The following is a 16425-nucleotide window of genomic DNA, read 5'->3' as shown; positions in this document are numbered from 1 at the left end:
CGGGATCGCTCCCGACGGCCTTCTTGTGTGTCAGGCGGGCATGCCGCCTGTCGAGGTCAGAACCAGCCGTTGATGAGATCCCACAGCCAGTCGATGATGCCACCGATGATGCCGCCCGCACGGTTGACGGTGACCGTGGCTGTCGCCTCGTCGCCGTCCGCCTGCGACACGGCGACCGTGTACTTGCCGGGCTGAGTGCTCTTCGGCACTGTCACGGACGTCGAGAAGGTGCCATCGGCCCTGACCTGGACGGTGCCGACCTCGACGGCCGAGCCCTTCTTCGGTCGCAGCTCGACGGTCACGGTCTCGCCGGGCTCGTAGCCCTCACCGGTGATCTTCAGCTTCTTGCCGGCGGCCACCTTCGAGGATCCGAGGTCGATGGAGCCGGCGAACTCGACCGGCTCCTCACCCGCGATCGTGAACGGCACCTGCACGGTCGTCCCCGTACCTGCGACGGCCACGGTGAGCAGCTGCTCTCCGAAGACGCCCGAGGGAACCGCGAAGCTGAGCGACGCGCGCCCCACCTCGTCGGTCGTGTCGACGATGGTCGGGTCGACTGCACCCGAGGCGAGCTGAGTGCCGCCGAGCGACAGAGTCACCTCACCCGGCGCCTGCTCCCCCGCGCTGAACGCCAGCGACGAGAGTGCGACGGTCACCTGGTCGCCGGCGCTGTAGCCGTCGGCATCCGGCGCGCTGACCGAGACACCCACCGCACGCTGCGCGAGGTCGGGCGTCGCCGTCTTGTTCGCGTCGAACCAGTCGACCATCGACTGCAGATCGATCTTGCCGGTGTCGCGCTTGCCCGTCCCCTCCTTGAAGGTGAAGAAGTTGTCTCCACCCGCGGCGAGGAACGAGTTGGCTGCGACCGTGTAGTTCGCCGCCGGGTCGATCGCGGTTCCGTTGAGGGTGATCGACGTGACGCGCGAGCCCTGGGCCGCGGCCGGGTCGTACGTGTAGACGAGCCCCTCCGAGACGCCGAGCTTGAGGAACGGACGGGCCGACCCTGCGGGCTGCCACTGCTCCTCGAGCACGCCCTTCAGCTGCACACCGGTGAGCGTCAACGTCACCAGCGTGTTGGCGAACGGCTGCACCGTCGCCGCCTCGCGGTAGGTGACGTTGCCATTCGGGTCGCTCGCATTCGACGACGCGTATGTCAGGTTCGCACGGATGCCACCCGGGTTCATCAGCGCGATGTCCGCACCGGTGGACCACTTCTGCACGTCGGCGACGAAGTTGCCGATGGTGGACTCGCCACCGCGGTTCTCCGAGCCGTTCGTCTGGCGAGCCCGGTTGAAGTCGGCCGTGATGTCTCCGACCTTCACCGCACCGAGCACATCCGCCTCGGCCTTCGCCTTCGCCACGATGTCGGCGACCTCCGGAACCGCTGGGTAGAGCGGCTGGCCGGCGGCGGTGAGGGGCTTGATCTCGTTCGTGATCGAGATCAGGTCCTTCGTCTTCGGGTCGACCTGGAGGTTCATGAGCCCCAGGTTCTCGCCGTACTGGCCGGCCGAGACGACGGGACGACCGTCGATGACGTGGTTGTACGCGAGGTGGGTGTGCGCCGACACGATCGCGTCGACATCCTCATCGACCCCGTAGACGATCTCGCCCAGGGGCGAATCCGGAGTGATGCTCGACAGTTCGACGCTGGACGCGCCCTCGTGGACGAGGAGGATGACGACATCCGCCTCACCGTTGGAGGAATCCCCGTCACGCAGGTCGTCGGCCACGGCGTTCACCGAGTCGACGATGCTGCGCACCTCGAGATCGGCGATGCCCTCGGGGGAGACGAGCGAGTCGAGGTCCTCCGTGACAGCCCCCACGAAACCGACTCGCACGCCGTCGAGTTCCTTGACCCAGGCCGGGGCGAGCGCGGGCTCGCCGGTCTCTGTCACGAACACGTTCGACGAGATGTACTCCCAGTCCGCGCGGTCCTGCACACGGTCGCGCAGGTCCTCCCAGCCCTGGTCGAACTCGTGGTTGCCCGCCGCGCTGACGTCGAGACCTGCAGCGTTGAGCGCGTCGATCGTCGGGTTGTCGTCGTTGATGAACGAGGTGAACGTCGACGCGCCGATCAGGTCGCCGGCTCCGGCGAAGATCGTGTTCGGGTTCTCCTCACGGAACTGCTTGACGGCGCCCGCGACCACTGCGGCACCGGCGGCAGCGCCGTCGGCTTCGATCCGACCGTGGAAGTCGTTGATCGTGACGACGTCGATGCTCACCGGCGGGATCTCCGAGGAGACGCCGACGATGATCGGGTCGTGGTCGCTGGAGCGGAACGGCGTCCCCGCCTCGGTGGCACCGAACGCGTAGCCGCGATCGCTCCACTCCGGAGAGTTGATGCTCCACACCCCCGCGCCCGTGATCGACGCGGCCAGCGACGGCGATGCGAGCACGTGGTCGAGCGAGCCGAGCTCGCCGTCGAACGAGTAGGTGTGCTCGTCGGGTGCCTTCTCGCGCGCGACATCGCTCCAGCCCTCGCTCGTGAAGACCTCGATCGGGTCTTCCTTCGCGTAGGCGTTGAAGTCGCCGATGAGCAGGATGTCGCTGCTTCCTGTGGTCTCCTCGATCTCCGTGGTGAACCCCTTGAGCGAGTTCGCCTGCTTCACGCGGTCGGCGTTGAAGAAGCCCTGTCCGTCTGCGGGCTCTGCGCCCCCGCCCTCGGGCGCCGACTTCGACTTGAAGTGGTTCGCGACCACGGTGACCACACGGCCGTCGATGTCGAAGGCCTGCGCGATCGGCTCGCGGGCGTTGCCCCACACCGTCTCGTCCGTGACAGTGAGGCTCTCGCCCACGGTGCTGACGTCGTCCTTCTTGTAGATGATCGCGCTCGTGATGAAGTCCGTGGTCGCCGAGTCGTTCAGCTCGTCGGGGGTGCGGACGTAGTCCCACTCCTCGCTGCCCAGAGCATCGTTGAGTCCGTCGACCAGATCGGCGAGCGCCTCGTCGAGCGAGCCGCCGAGCTTGATCGAGTTCTCGATCTCCATGAGAGAGACGATCTCTGCGTCCAGCCCGTTGATGGCCGCGACGATCTTGGACTTCTGGATGTCGAACTGGGCCGCGTTCGCCGCGCCCCGAGCGTTCGAGTTCTCGCTCTTGAGCGTCGTGAAGTAGTTGAACACGTTGAACGACGCGACCTGCACGTCGCCGCCCACGGTCGGTGCCGTGTCGGGGCGGGGGTTCGTCGCCTCGAAGCCCGCCTTCAGGTCGGCCGACGACGTGCTGTCGATCGGCACGACCGGCTGCAGACGCCAGTCGTCGAAACCGTACTGGAGCACATATCCGCTGTCGCTGAAGTCGACGGTGTCGCCGTTGCGGACGACGACGTCCTTCGTGAAGTACGGCTGGTCGTTCGGGTGCCCGCTGTTCGAGACCTGGATCGACCATCCGTCGTCGAGCAGGATGCGGTTGGCCCGATTCGCCGCCGCGATCGCGGAGGCCTCGGCGCCGGGACGCACGGTCTCGGTGCTCTTGACGTTCAGGTCGGCTCCGGCGTTCAGCCAGAGCGTGCCGAAGTTGTAGAGCTGGTGGCTGGACGCGAGGCGGTAGGTGCCCGCGGGCGCCACGTACATGTTCTCGTACTGCTCGCGATCGGTGCCGACGGTGACGTCTGGCAGAGGTGTGGCCTCGGGAACACCGGCCGCTGCCTGCACCACCGAGATGCCTGACAGCGCAGTCGGGTTGATCTGGGTCTGGCCGAAGTACTCGCTGACCGAGCCGGTGATCGAGACGAGGTCGCCGATCGCGAGCGTGGGCGCGAGCGCGTTGAGGAAGACGAAGACGCCGTCCGATGCTCCCGGTGTGGCGTCGGTCGCTCCGCCGGATCCCTCGGTCTGGATGACGATGCCCTTGTAGCCGCCCGTCCGGTAGTCGGCCGTGACGACACCCTCGACCGTGACGGTCTGGCCGTTCAGCGGCGAGACGTCGGTCGTGCCCTGCACGTCGGCGATGGACACCTCGGTGGGCTCGGGTTCGGGCTCGGGGTCGGGATCGGGAACCGCGCCGGCGTTCTGCGGCGTGATGGTCGGCGACAGGCTGAAGTCGGCCTTGTTGTCGTCGGTGTCCTTGCCTCCGGTGCGGTTGAGCGACTTCACGTCGGTGTTGCCCGTGGGCGGCGTCGCCGCTGCGGTCTCGAAGGTGTTCGAGGTGCCGTAGCCGAGCACGTCGATGACGCCGTCGACCCCGGTGACCGAGCCGGGGGTCAGCGTGACCGCCGCCGTGCCCTCGACCAGTGCGAGCGTGCCGTTCGTGCCGCTCGGGTTGAGGGTGCTCACGGCATCGGCCGTGGGGAGGGCGGCGCCGTTGGCTCCGTTGCTGCCTGCCTGCACGAGATAGTGGCCCCCGGCGGGGATGACGCCGGTCAGCGGTGCGACTCCGTTGGAGCCTCCCGTTCCCGTCGCCGATCGGTACTGCAGCGAGAGCCCGTCGAGGGTGACGGGCGCGGCCGTGGGGTTGTAGAGCTCGATGAACTTGTTCGTGAACGCCGCACCGGCGCTGCCTCCGGAGAGGTACGCCTCGTTGATCACCACCCCCGTCCCTGAGACGTCTGCGGAGGCTGGCGCGGCGATCAGGGCGCTGGCGCCGAGAGCTGCGACGCAGGTGGCGGCGAGGACGCCGAGACGCCCCCGACTTCTGCGATCTGACCCGGGAACCTGCTGGTTCGCGGCGTCGGGAGCGGACATCATCTGTGTTGTCTCCTCGGGTATGGTCTGGCGACGGCTCTCGTGAAACCGCGTCTGTGCGAGCTCTCAGCCGACGCACATGTGAGCGAGCATACGGACGCCTTCGGACATCCTCAACGGAGTTTTCCGATTGGTAACCAAGCCCTCACCGAACGTCCCAAAGGGCCCCTGACGAAGGTGGAATATCGCGTGGAGAAGCGCTCAGATGCGCGCGGCCGATCGCGCGAATGCGCGGTGACTCAGGCCGTCCCGCCGGTGCCGGCGGTTGCGTCCTCGAACTCCTCGACCTCGCGCTCCCACTGGTCCTTCGCGAGTCGGTACCAGAGGTAGAACGCGAACCCGGCGAAGATCGCCCATTCCGCCGCGTAGAAGATGTTCAGCCAGTTCACCGGCGACTGCTCGTCGGGCGCCGGTGACGAGATGTCGGTGAGACCCGCCGTCGCCGTGACGGAGGCCAAGTACGGCCGATAGACATCCAGGTCGTCGACGTCGTGCCAGTGGCTGAGGAGCGCCGCGGTCGACATCCGGTCCATGCGCTGCGGATCGTCCTTCGGTGGCAGGGAGGGGCCCTCGTCCGAGATGACGCGTCCGACGATCGATGCTTCTGCGTCGCCCTCGTTCAGCTCCGCCACGGCCGCATCGGCGACCGCGCGGTCGGCGGTCCAGCCGATCGCGACCGCTATCGACGTGCGCTCCGCGACTCGCAGCTGACCGGTCACCCAATAGCCTTCGACATCGTCGTTGAATCGGCTCGACACGATGAGGAAGTCATCGGGGATCCACGTTCCGGTCGTCTCGACCTTCTGCCCGACGAGCGGCTCCGGCAGATACTGCCCCGGCTCGACGACATCGGTCAGCGGCCGCACCTGCTCGGTCGCTCCGGCGGGCGGCGGATCGGTCTCGATGGCACGTTCGAGCTGCCATTGGCCGAGCCACGCGAACACGCCGGCGACGACCAGGCACAGCACGAGCATCCCGATCCAGCGTCCCCGGAGCATGACCTCTCGGAGGGTCGGCGGGAACAGAGCAGCAGAAGTCACAGCGTCGTGCGTGGCTCAGGCCTCGTAGGGCGCGAGGACGACCTCGACCCGCTGGAACTCCTTGAGGTCGGAGTATCCGGTGGTGGCCATCGACTTGCGCAGCGCCCCGATCAGGTTCGACGTGCCGTCGGCGACGGGGGCAGGACCGTAGAGGATCTCCTCGAGCGTGCCGATGCCGCCGACCTCGACGCGGCGGCCGCGCGGGAGCTTGGGGTGGTGCGCTTCGGGACCCCAGTGGAAGCCGCGACCCGGTGCGTCCGTGGCGCGGGCGAGCGCGACGCCGAGCATGACCGCGTCGGCGCCCATCGCGAGCGCCTTGACGATGTCGCCGGAGGTGCCGACGCCGCCGTCTGCGATCACGTGCACGTAGCGTCCGCCGGACTCGTCGAGGTAGTCACGACGGGCGGCGGCGACGTCCGAGACGGCCGTGGCCATCGGGGCATGGATGCCGAGCGTGGCCCGGGTGGTCGATGCCGCTCCCCCGCCGAATCCGACGAGGACGCCGGCCGCGCCCGTGCGCATGAGGTGCAGTGCCGCGGTGTAGGTGGCGGCTCCGCCGACGATGACGGGCACGTCGAGGTCGTAGATGAACTTCTTGAGGTTCAGCGGTTCGTCGACGCTCGAGACGTGCTCGGCCGACACCGTGGTGCCGCGGATGACGAACAGGTCGACGCCGGCCGCAGCGACGGTGTCGTAGAACTCCTGCGTGCGCTGCGGGGTCAGGGATCCGGCGACGGTCACGCCGGCCTCGCGGATCTCGGCGAGGCGCTGCGTGATGAGCGCCGGCTTGATCGGCTCGGAGTAGAGCTGCTGCATGCGCGCGGTCGCCTCGCCCTCGTCGAGGGCGGCGATCTCGGCGAGAAGCGGCTCGGGGTTCTCGTAGCGGGTCCACAGGCCCTCGAGGTCGAGGACGCCGAGTCCGCCGAGCTGCCCGAGCATGATCGCCGTCTGCGGGCTCACGACGGAGTCCATCGGGGCGCCGAGCACCGGGATGCCGAATCCGAAGGCGTCGATGGTCCAGGCCGTCGACACGTCCTCCGGGTTGCGGGTGCGCCTCGAGGGCACCACCGCGATGTCGTCGAACGTGTACGCGCGACGCGCACGCTTGCCTCGGCCGAGCTCGATCTCCATGGTCACCACTCCAGACTACCGGGCGCACGCGATGACACCGACGGCTGGGAGACTGAGAAGGAGCTCGGGAGGCAATATGTCGGATTCGATGGAGGTCGCCGTCATCGGCGGCGGCGTGATGGGCCTCGCGACCGCGTGGGAGCTCGCCCGGCGAGGGCTGAAGCCTGTCGTGTTCGACCGTTTCGCCCGCGGACACCACCAGGGGGCCTCGCACGGCGCGACACGCAACTTCAACAACGCCTACGACGAAGAGCACTACCTCGACCTGCTCGTGCGCGCGCGTGAGGGGTGGAATGCCCTGGGGCAGGTCGACGGCGAGCCGCTGCTGCGCCTCCATGGCCTCGTGACCCACGGCGATGTCGACGTCGCCGTGATCGAGCGGCGTCTGATCGATCGCGGCATCCACGCCGAGACGCTGACGGCCGGCGAGGCATCGTCTCGCTGGTCGGGCATGCGCTTCGGCGATGATGTGCTGTTCTCCCGCGATGCCGGTGTCGCCCGTGCATCCGCCGCGCTGGGTGAGCTCGAACGACGCATCGTGGCCGCGGGAGGCGAGGTGCGCTGGGAGACCCCGGTGGCGCGCATCGAGGAGACCGACGAGGGCGTCGACATCATGCTGTCCGAAGAGCGGATGCGGGCAGACGTCGTCGTCGTCACGGTCGGCGCCTGGACCGAGCGGATGCTGCCCGGCATCCGCCTGCCTCGGCTGGAGGTCACCGAGGAGTTCCCCGCGCACTTCCGCCCCAGAGGGGACGACGTGTGGCCGTCGTTCAATCACTACGTCGACCCCGACCTCCACCCGGCGACGGTCTACGGCATGCCGACCCCCGGCGAGGGCGTCAAGGTCGGCTTCCACCGCGTGGGCGACGTCGTCGACCCCGATGCCCGTCCGCACGCGGTCACGCACGCGGGGGCTCTCGCGGACTACGTGCGCGAGTGGATGCCGGGTCTCGACCCGGCATCCGCCGTTCCCGTCAGCTGCACCTACACCTCGACGGATGACAGCGCCTTCGTGCTCGATCGGCGCGGACGGATCGTGGTGGGTGCAGGCTTCTCGGGTCACGGGTTCAAGTTCGCACCGGGGGTCGGCGCGACGCTCGCAGACCTTGCGCTGGACCCGACGGCCCTCGCGGCTGCGCCCTTCCGCCTGTCCTGACTCAGCGCGCCCGCGCCACCCGACGCTCATCCCACACCGGAGCGTCGGACTCGTACACCTCGCCGTCTGACCCGAACACGAGGAACCGGTCGAACGAGCGCGCGAACCAGCGATCGTGGGTGACCGCGAGCACGGTTCCCTCGAAGCGCTGCAGGGCGTCTTCAAGGGCCTCCGCCGACTCGATGTCGAGGTTGTCCGTCGGCTCGTCGAGCAGCAGCAGCGTCGCGCCGGACAGCTCGAGCAGCAGCACCTGGAACCGCGCCTGCTGCCCGCCGGAGAGCGATTCAAAGGCCTGCTGCGCCTGGCGGACGAGCCCGTACCGGTCGAGCGCCGAGCTGGCTGCGTCCCTCGGCATCCCCGCCCGCCGCTCGTCGCCTCTGTGCAGGATCTCGAGCAGAGTGCGGCCGACGAATTCCGGATGCGCATGCGTCTGGGCGAACAGCCCCGGCACGACGCGCGCGCCGAGCGTGGCCCGCCCGCTGTGATCGACGGGAGCCAGCTGCTCCCCCGTGGATGTCACGTGGCCCAGCGACGGATCCGGGTCGCTGCCTCCGCGCGCGAGCAGGCGGAGGAAGTGCGACTTGCCCGAGCCGTTCGACCCGAGCACCGCCACCCGATCGCCGTACCAGACCTCGGCATCGAACGGCCGCATCAGGCCGCTGAGCTCGAGCCGCTGCGCGACCACCGCGCGTTTGCCGGTGCGTGCTCCGCGCAGTCGCATGTCGAAGTCCTGAGCCGGCGGCCGCTCCTCCGGCGGGCCCGCCTCCTCGAACTTGCGCAGACGGGTCTGTGCCGCCTGATACCGCGACGCGAACCCGTCGTTCGCCGATGCCTTGACCTTGAGGTTCGCGACGAGGGTGCGCAGCTTCTCATGCTGCTCGTCCCACCGACGGCGGAGCTCGTCGAGCCTGTCCATGCGGTCGCTGCGCGCCTGGTGGTAGGTTGCGAACCCGCCACCGTGCACCCATGCCGAAGCACCGGCACCGCCGGGTTCGAGAGTGATCAGGCGGTCGACCGCCCGCGCCAGCAGCTCCCGATCGTGCGAGACGAGCAGCACGGTCTTCGGCGTCTGTCTCAGCTGCTCCTCGAGCCAGCGCTTCGTGGGCACGTCGAGGTAGTTGTCGGGCTCGTCGAGCAGCAGCACCTCGTCCGGTCCGCGCAGCAGCGCTTCCAGAGCGAGCCGCTTCTGCTCGCCGCCCGACAGCGTCGTGAGGTCGCGGAACCGCGCACGCTCGTAGGGCACGCCGAGAGCGGCGACCGTGCACTGATCCCACACGGTCTCGTGCTCGTACCCGCCGGCGTCCGCATACTCCGCGATCGCCGTCGCGTAGGCCATCTGGGTGTCGTGCTCATCCCGTTCGATCACCGCGTCCTCCGCCGCCTCGAGAGCCACCGCCGCCTGACGGATGCGCCGAGGCGCCACTCTCACGAGCAGCTCGTGAACGGTCTGGCCGGCCTCGCCGTGGCCGACGAACTGATCCATCACACCGAGCCCGCCGTCGATCGTCACGACTCCGGCGTCTGCGGCCTGATCGCCTCGGATGATGCGGAGCAGCGTCGTCTTGCCTGCCCCGTTGGGTCCGATGAGCGCGCTCGTCGAACCGGCTCCGACGCGGAACGTCGTCTCGTCCAACAGCGGTCTGCCGTCAGGAAGGGTCAGCGAGACCCCTGCAACATCTATGTATCTCACCGTGCGTGGCCGTCCTTCCGCCCGCATGGCGAGCCGACCAGGCTATCAGCTGCCGGAGCCGACGGCGGGTCAGGAGCGACGGCCGACCACCTGGATCGCCTCGGTGCGGGGCGCCACCGGGAGAAGCATCCGGAACTCGGTGCCGACGCCCTCCCTGCTCGTCACATCCATCGAGCCGCCGTGGGCGAGCACGATCGCCCGAGTGATCGTGAGCCCCAGCCCGACGCCGGGCACCGCGTTCCGGGTCGCGGTCGACGCGCGGAAGAACCGGGTGAACAGCATGCCCTGCTCGTCTTCGGGGATCCCCACGCCGGTGTCGCGCACCGCGAGCTCGACGGCTCCGTCGACCTCGCGCAGGCTCGCGGTCACCCGCCCTCCCGCAGCGGTGAACTTGATCGCGTTCGACAGCAGATTGTCGAGGGCCTGCCCGATACGTCCCGAATCCACGGTCATCAGCACCGGACTCGTCGGGACCTCGGCGAGGATCTCGATGCCCTGCCGCTGCGCGTGCGGCCCCGAAGACGCGACGGCGCTGCGCACCAGCTCGGCGACGTCGGCTTCTCGGCGTTCGAGCGGGAAGCGACCGGACTCGACCTGGGCGGTGAAGAGCAGGTCGCCGACGAGATTCAACAGCCGCTGCGCGTTGCGCTCGATGATGTCGACGAACTCCTGCTGATCCGACGTGAGCGGCTGGGCCGGATCGTTCTGCAGGAGGTCGAGGAATCCGATGATCGCGCTCAGCGGTGTGCGCAGCTCGTGCGAGATCATCCCGACGAACTCGTCCTTCATGCGTGCGACCTCGACCGCCCGGGTCTCGTCCGTGATCACCAGCAGGTAGCCATGTCGCGAACCGTCGGAGTCCTGGTAGGGGGTGACGGTGACGCGGGCGGGGACCGTCGACCCGCCCTCCCTCGCCACGTCGATGTGCGAATCCACCGGCAGCCCGGCGTCAGCGTCGTCGAAGAGTGCGCGCAGCCCGGGGTGGAGCTCATCGCCCGGCGTCGGCCCATGCTCGGGGACGAACGGGGCGAGCGCGTGCGAGGGGAAGAACCGGTCGATCTGCACCGCGGCGAGCGCGTCGGGCACCTCCATGCCGAGCAGCCGCACAGCGCCCGGATTCCAGGCCGTGATGGTTCCGTGGTTGTCGGTGGCGATGACGGCCTGTCCGGTGATCGAGTTCCACAGGCTCGTGAAGGACTCGGAGAGCGCGCGGTACTGCTGCTCGCTCGACTTCAGCTGCTCGAGGATCTCCTCGTTGGCCGCCAGGGCCGACGTGCGCTCGACGACGTGGGCCTCGGCCTGGGTGGTGCGAAGACGCTGCTGGCGCGACAGCTCGTTGACGATGGCCCCCACCGTCGCGAAGACCAGCGGACCGATCACACCGCGCAGCCAATCGGCCGGGGCCTCCGGCGGGTCGATGAGGTTCGGCATGACCAGGGCGATCGACGAGAGGACCCCCACGATGACGACCTGCCTGCGACCGGGAGCGGCGGCGATCCAGACCACGGGGAGGAGGACGAAGGAGGAGAAGAGCGATGCCGGCCCTCCGGTGCCGGTCCGGATGGCTCCCAGTGCGACGATGTCGATCATCGGGATGAGCATCACGATCCAGCCCTCGTACACACCCCGCACCGAGAGCACGGCCGCAAGCGCTGTGACGGCGGCGATGGTGACGAGCCCGAAGACCGCGACAGCCGTGTCCGTCACCGGGATCCCCGGGACGGTCCACATGAGCACGGCCGCGATGGCGACCGCGATCGCCGTCGGCCCCTGCTTCATCAGCGGCGTCGGGTTGTCGAAGTAGCGGCGCCAGCTGCGCTCCATCGACTGCTGCACGGTGCTGGTCGGAGTCATCGTGTCGCTTCTCGCAGGAGCGCTCGCAGATCCGCACCGATGATCGGCTTGGGAAGCGCGGCATCGGCGTCGGGGTAGTCCGCGACGTCGAGCACCGAGCTCACGATGAGGAAGCAGTCGGGGAAGCGGGTCTTGATGAGACGCGCCAGCTCCGTCCCGCTGATGCCGGGGAGCAGCAGGTCGAGCACCGTGACGGCCGGAGAGATCGTCGCGAACGCAGCGATCGCCGTCTCGGCATCCGCCGCTGCGAACACGTCGAACCCCTCGCGGTCGAGGTAGCGCTTCAGCAGCGCCGTCTGGTCTGCGCTGTCCTCGACCACGAGGGCCAGCGGCCGCGCGGTCATCGCAGGAACAGCTCTCGCGCGATCACGATGACGACGACGATGCCCATGGCGAGGAGCGCCTGCGGGATCAGGAGCTTCTCGCGACGGGCGTCGGCGGCGATCTCCTCCTCCTCGGCGCTTCTCGAAGGTGCTTCGGTCATGAGTCGACCCGTCCGATCTTCTCGGTCTTGATCCATGCGGCGTCGGCGTGGCGCCACTCTTTGATGTACGAATCCACGGTGATGGCGCACAGAAGCGACCCATACCCGCAGACGTAGAGCAGGAGGCCGGCGAAGAAGCGGCCGCCCGGCAGTCGCTCCACCGCGCGTGCGAGCCAGATGCCGAGCATCGAGATCGGCCCCCAGAGATAGAAGATGACCGCCCAGGTGAACCGGGTCTCATCCGTGACGGCGATTCCGAGGTCGCTCAGCCCCGCCTCGAACAGCCAGGGGAACAGCGCGATAGCCATCAGGATGAGAGCCCCGAGTCCGGGGAACATCAGCGCCTCGCGCCAGGATTGACGGCCGATCCGCCCGTCGAGCTGCACCGCGTAGAGCATCGAGTACAGATAGATGCAGGCTGCGGAGATCCACATGAACCGGAAGACGAACTCGGCGATGTCGCTGTGCAGGACGAGCAGCACGAGCAGCGCCGTGGCGGCGAGGATCATGAACGCCGGCAGCAGCAGGATGGTGAACCACGCGAGACCGAATGCGAAGCTGCCCAGGTTGTGCACGCGGCTGGGTCGGAACCAGAGATGGCGGTAGATCGAGGTCAGCTGCACGTTGCCTCTCGCCCACCGCAGGCGCTGCTTCCAGAGACTGTCGATGGTGCGGGGCTCCTCGGCGAGCACGACCGCGTGGGGCTCGAAGACCATACGGCGCCCCGCCAGCTGACCCTCGAACGTCGTCATCGTGTCTTCGGCGAGCGTGCCGGTCGGGATCCGACCGCCGATGGCTTCGAGGTTCGCCCGCGAATGCAGCTGCGCGCCGCCGGCCAGGCACGCGATCGCTCCCCCGACGTTCTGGGTGCGCCGGGCCGAGAGCTGTCCGATGACATACTCGATCGCGATGAACCGGGTGAGGTAGTTGCGGTCGCGGCTGCCCTCGGCGATGTAGGCCGTGACGGCCCCGACCTTCTCATCGGCCAGGTGCCGGCTCATCTTCCGCAGCGAGTCCCGCGCGAAGATCACGTCGGCGTCCATGATCAGGACCGCTTCGGTCCACTCGTCCGCGAGCACGATGTCGAGCCCGTGATTCAGCGTGTGCGCCTTGCCCTCGCCGCCCTTGTCGCGGCGGAGGTGCACGACGCGTCCGGGGTATGCCGCAGCCTTCGCCGCGACCACCTCCGGGGTGTCATCCGTCGACGCATCGTCGATGACGAAGATCCGCAGCCGGTCGGCCGGGTACTCGAGTTGCGTGAGGCGTTCGATCGCCTGCCCGAGCACGAGCCCCTCGTTCCAGGCGGGGATCAGCACGGCGATGCGGGGGTGGTGCGGAGCTGCCTTGCCGTAGTGGTTGCGGAAGGCATGGATCGGGAGCACGAGGAACTGCAGGCCCGTGTTGATGACAGGCAGCGTTCCGACCAGCACGCAGAGGAGCAGGAACACGACGACGACGGTCTCGACCCAGTTCAGCTCGGGCATCAGCGAGCCCTCCATCCGTCGAGGATCTCCACCACGCGCGAATAGCGTCCGACATCGGAGGCCACATGGCTGTCGGTCGACGCGACGATCTCGGCGCCGGCGCCGTGCAGTGCGTCGAGAAGCGGGATGCCGGGGCACCCCCACTTTTCGTTCACCTCGACGATCGTGTCGGTCTCGGCCGCCGTCTTCGCCCAGGCCGCGATGCGATCGGCACCGAGGTCGTTCTCGGAGAGACCGATCTTGGGCAGGATCGAGAAGCAGTGCGCCAGCTGGTTCCCCGGGTGGCGGCGCATGGCCGAGATCAGCGCGGAGACCAGCTGATCGAGCGCGTCCTCCGGAGCCCAGCCGCCCTCGATCCGCTCTCGGACGACGCTCGGACCGAGCGGTCCGTCGACGCCGGGGAACTGATGATCGGCGATCAGGATGCGGTCGATCCCGGTGGGCAGCTCGGGGATGTCGAGGTCACCCGAGGCATCGAGGATCTTCGCCTCCACCCCGGTCAGCACGGTGAGACCGTCGGGCACCTGCAGCGACCGCACGGCCGCGAGATAGTCGGGCACCCAGGGTGTGGATCGGCGCACATGGTCGACCAGGCGCACGGTGGCGAGCCCCGCCGCGGATGCCGCCGCGACGTTCTCGGCGAGAGTCGAGACCGCGTCGTCCGAGAACGTCGAATGCACGTGATGATCGCCTCGGAGCAGCGCGTGAGTCACAGCTCCTCCTGATGCCCCGCGTGCGCGGAGACGAGGACCTCGTCGACGTCGAGGATCACGTCCTCGAGGAACCGCACCGAGGCGACCTCGCGGAAAGGGATCGTCGACGGGATCTCACGCCCCAGGAACAGATCGGCGACGAGCGAGGGGATGTCGACGCCTGCGGCGATCGTGAGCGGAAGAGCCCCCGGGAACCGCGGATTGACCTCGAGCAGCACGGCACGGCCTGCGCGGTCCCGCCGGAGCTGCACGTTGGCGACGCCCACGAGTCCGATGGCACGCGCGATCGACGCCGCGGCGCTCTCGAGATCTTCGTCGTGCACCGTGCGTCCGGCGATCGCGACACCCGAGTCGACCCTGGCGCGGGTGCGCGGCACAGCCGCCACCACCGCACCCGAGGCGTCTGCGATCACATCCACCGAGTACTCCTCGCCGGGGAGGAAGTCCTGCACGATGAGTCCCTCATCCTCGGGCAGCGCGTCGAGCGCCGCGCGGTCGGGGACGACTCGCACGCCACGGCTGCCCGCACCCTGGCGAGGCTTGGCGAAGGCCGGGAACTCCCAGTCGACCGCCCGGGCGTCGGGACCCGCGAGCACGGTGCGCGGGGTGAGCCCCGTCGCCTCGCAGCGCTCGGCGAGCAGCAGCTTGTCGAGCGCCACCGAGAGCGTGTCCTGCGAGGGCGCGGCGAGCACGGCCGGGGCCAGCTCGTCGCGTCGGCCGGCGAGTGCCGCGAGCTCGACATCCACCGTGGAGATCACGAGGTCGAGTCGGTCCTCCTCGACCATGCGGGCGATCGTCGAGACGAATTCCTCGTCGCGCCCCGGTGGCACGAGACGCCGGTGCGTCGGCGGGACGAGGTAGATCCCGCTGGCCCAGCCGTCCATGTCGGCCGCGAAGACCTCGAGGTCGGATCGGCGCAGGAGCGAGCGGATCACGGCCACGCCGGCAGGGCCTCCTGCACCGGTCACCAGCACGCGCGCGGTCATCAGCTCTCCCTTCGAGTGAGCTCGTGGGCGCCGATGAACTCGGCGGTCTCGCGCACGACCTCGAGCGGCTCCACGGCCGCTCCGCCGCCGAAACGCGACCAGTATCGAGCGGTGGCCGTCACGAAGTCGGGGTCCAGGTAGTCGCGCGTCGCCGTCTGCGAGCCGAAGCACTCGAGCAGGCGCAGCTTCTGAGCGATGTACTGATCGATCCGCACGAAGCGCGTCGGACGGAAGTCGATGGTGGCCGAGGGGCTCTGGTAGCAGGCGACGGTGCCGACCCTGCGGGTCGCGGCGATCGTCGCCTCGCTCACGGCGCGGTGATCCTGGTGACGGTCGTTGGACGAGTGGGTGTAGACGATCGTCGGCTGCACCTCCTGAACGACCTCCTCGATCAACCGCACGGTGGCACCGCCGCCGGAGATCTCGGTGTCCACGAGGTCTTTCACGAACAGGCGCGCGTCGAGGATCTCGGCCGAGGCGAGCGACTCGTGCTGCCGACTGTCGGCGTCTCCACCGCGCGCACCGCGCGAGAGGGTGAGGATGGTGATCGAGTCGCCGGCCTGGGCGTGCGCCGCGAGGATCCCGCCCACGCCGATCTCGACATCGTCGGGGTGCGCGCCGATGGCGAGCACGACCTCTTTGGTGCGGCCGGCTTCACGTCGCGCGCGGCCCTCGGTCGCCAGCCGCTGCACGGCCTCGACGAGCTTCAGATTGTCGAGCGGCTTCGTGAGGAACTCGTCGGCCTGCGCGCGCAGGGCCGACACCGCGTACTCGACCGAGACGTGCGCGGTCATCACGATCACAGGCAGCAGGGGATCATTGCGACGCAGCTCTGCCAGCAGCTCGAGCCCGTCGAGACCGGGCATCTCGATGTCGGTGACGACGACGTCAGGGGTGAAGGTCTCGAGTCGCTCGACGGCAGACTGCCCGTCGTGCGCGACCGCGACCTCACAGCCGGCCCGCCTCTCGAGCACGGTCTTCACGAGCAGGGCGACGTCAGGGTCGTCATCGACGACGAGGACGCGGGGAGCATCCTGGGGCATATCTGCGGCTCTCATTGGGGAAGTCCCCTGCCGATCAGCGTCCGGCATGTCACTCCCTGCGCCCTTCGCGCCGAGAGCTCGAGGGGAAGTCGAGCGGGTGTCTCTAAATACTGGCATATCAATAGACCGCAACGACCGCGCAGCACGACAGAGGGCCGGATG

12 protein-coding genes are annotated in these 16425 nt (G+C 68.8%); 1 reads left to right on the top strand and 11 read right to left on the bottom strand.

From position 1 onward, the window contains the following. Positions 1-56: 56 nt before the first annotated feature. The 3 genes from AC04ME_RS05720 to AC04ME_RS05710 all read right to left on the bottom strand — a co-directional run bounded on the left by AC04ME_RS05720 (position 57) and on the right by AC04ME_RS05710 (position 6853). Positions 57-4685: an ExeM/NucH family extracellular endonuclease gene (locus AC04ME_RS05720; protein WP_311879666.1), complete on the bottom strand. Its 4629-nt coding sequence runs from the start codon at positions 4683-4685 to the stop codon at positions 57-59. A 236-nt stretch (positions 4686-4921) separates the two neighbouring features. Continuing rightward, complete coding sequence (locus AC04ME_RS05715) at positions 4922-5680, bottom strand: SURF1 family protein (protein WP_311879921.1); 759 nt, start codon at positions 5678-5680, stop codon at positions 4922-4924. 57 nt (positions 5681-5737) lie between these two features. After that, positions 5738-6853, bottom strand: a complete 1116-nt coding sequence (locus AC04ME_RS05710) for a GuaB3 family IMP dehydrogenase-related protein (protein ID WP_042539210.1) — start codon at positions 6851-6853, stop codon at positions 5738-5740. A 76-nt stretch (positions 6854-6929) separates the two neighbouring features. On the opposite strand from AC04ME_RS05710, the gene AC04ME_RS05705 reads away from it, so the two are divergent. Then, positions 6930-8009 (top strand): FAD-dependent oxidoreductase, encoded by a 1080-nt coding sequence (locus AC04ME_RS05705; RefSeq protein ID WP_475433958.1) that lies wholly within the window; start codon positions 6930-6932, stop codon positions 8007-8009. 1 nt (position 8010) lies between these two features. On the opposite strand, the gene AC04ME_RS05700 is transcribed toward AC04ME_RS05705, so the two are convergent. The 8 genes from AC04ME_RS05700 to AC04ME_RS05665 form a co-directional block, all read right to left on the bottom strand. After that, the gene (locus AC04ME_RS05700) at positions 8011-9699 is read right to left on the bottom strand and encodes an ABC-F family ATP-binding cassette domain-containing protein (protein ID WP_475433956.1); all 1689 of its coding nucleotides are present in this window, start codon (positions 9697-9699) and stop codon (positions 8011-8013) included. Positions 9700-9768: 69 nt separating this feature from the next. After that, a complete protein-coding gene (locus AC04ME_RS05695) occupies positions 9769-11553 on the bottom strand; it encodes a sensor histidine kinase (RefSeq protein WP_475433954.1) in 1785 nt (594 codons plus the stop codon). After that, a complete protein-coding gene (locus AC04ME_RS05690) occupies positions 11550-11897 on the bottom strand; it encodes a response regulator (protein ID WP_042539202.1) in 348 nt (115 codons plus the stop codon). Before AC04ME_RS05690 ends, AC04ME_RS05695 begins: the two co-directional genes overlap by 4 nt. Next, the gene (locus AC04ME_RS05685; RefSeq protein ID WP_475433952.1) at positions 11894-12037 is read right to left on the bottom strand and encodes a hypothetical protein; all 144 of its coding nucleotides are present in this window, start codon (positions 12035-12037) and stop codon (positions 11894-11896) included. Before AC04ME_RS05685 ends, AC04ME_RS05690 begins: the two co-directional genes overlap by 4 nt. Continuing rightward, positions 12034-13536 carry a glycosyltransferase family 2 protein gene (locus AC04ME_RS05680; protein ID WP_228385658.1) on the bottom strand — a complete coding sequence of 501 codons (1503 nt, stop codon included), beginning with the start codon at positions 13534-13536 and terminating at the stop codon, positions 12034-12036. The genes AC04ME_RS05685 and AC04ME_RS05680 overlap by 4 nt, the downstream gene beginning before the upstream one ends. Next, the gene (locus AC04ME_RS05675) at positions 13521-14234 is read right to left on the bottom strand and encodes a PHP domain-containing protein (protein WP_042539200.1); all 714 of its coding nucleotides are present in this window, start codon (positions 14232-14234) and stop codon (positions 13521-13523) included. Before AC04ME_RS05675 ends, AC04ME_RS05680 begins: the two co-directional genes overlap by 16 nt. Next, positions 14231-15220, bottom strand: a complete 990-nt coding sequence (locus tag AC04ME_RS05670; RefSeq protein WP_475433950.1) for an ATP-grasp domain-containing protein — start codon at positions 15218-15220, stop codon at positions 14231-14233. Before AC04ME_RS05670 ends, AC04ME_RS05675 begins: the two co-directional genes overlap by 4 nt. Then, positions 15220-16278 carry a response regulator gene (locus tag AC04ME_RS05665; RefSeq protein WP_228385657.1) on the bottom strand — a complete coding sequence of 353 codons (1059 nt, stop codon included), beginning with the start codon at positions 16276-16278 and terminating at the stop codon, positions 15220-15222. Before AC04ME_RS05665 ends, AC04ME_RS05670 begins: the two co-directional genes overlap by 1 nt. Positions 16279-16425 lie beyond the last annotated feature (147 nt).

The organism is Microbacterium sp. LjRoot205 (assembly GCF_056175745.1).
This window is presented reverse-complemented; position numbering and strand designations above follow the sequence as displayed.